This window comes from Vibrio sp. YT-19(2023), assembly GCF_033337395.1.
On the sequence record NZ_JAWOQN010001002.1, the window covers coordinates 1 to 546 of the forward strand.

Below are 546 nucleotides of genomic sequence, written 5' to 3' on the forward strand. Positions count from 1 at the left end.
CACATTCCTACATTGAATACACCATCGTGGCAGACACCCATCCTCTAGCTAATGGGCACATTCAAAACCAAGTGACGGTCGACGGCACTGTGTACGCCGACCGAGGTTCTGATCCGCGTGATTTCGCGATCGAGGTTAACAAGCGTGTTAAAACGAACACCGATACCAGTTTTGATACAAAGCAAACCTCGTATTCCAAGCTGGACAACGAAGTGACGTTTGAAATCAGTGTGAAAAATGCGAAGGAAAACGGCTATGCAACCAATGTGCAAGTCAAAGATGCGATATCAACCATCACGGCTGAAATTTTGGAGCCAGATGGCGTCACTAAGCCAGTTTTCAATGCTTGGACTATTCGTGCTGAAATCAAGTCTGACGATCCTTTGTTGAACGGCAATCCTGCTTACACCGATGTCGGCAGCTTCTCAGACAACCTTGATTTAGATACTAACGCTCAAATTCCACCGAATGTGGAAGTGGTGTACACAATTGTCGCTCAGATTGACCGTTCAAATCCGGATCAAATTCTGTACTCTCAATTCAGTA

General features: G+C 45.6%; 1 protein-coding gene. It reads left to right on the plus strand.

Features of this window, described 5'->3' with window-relative positions:
* A partial coding sequence (locus R7E78_RS29675; protein ID WP_318059084.1) for a hypothetical protein occupies positions 1–546 on the plus strand: 546 nt, incomplete at both ends.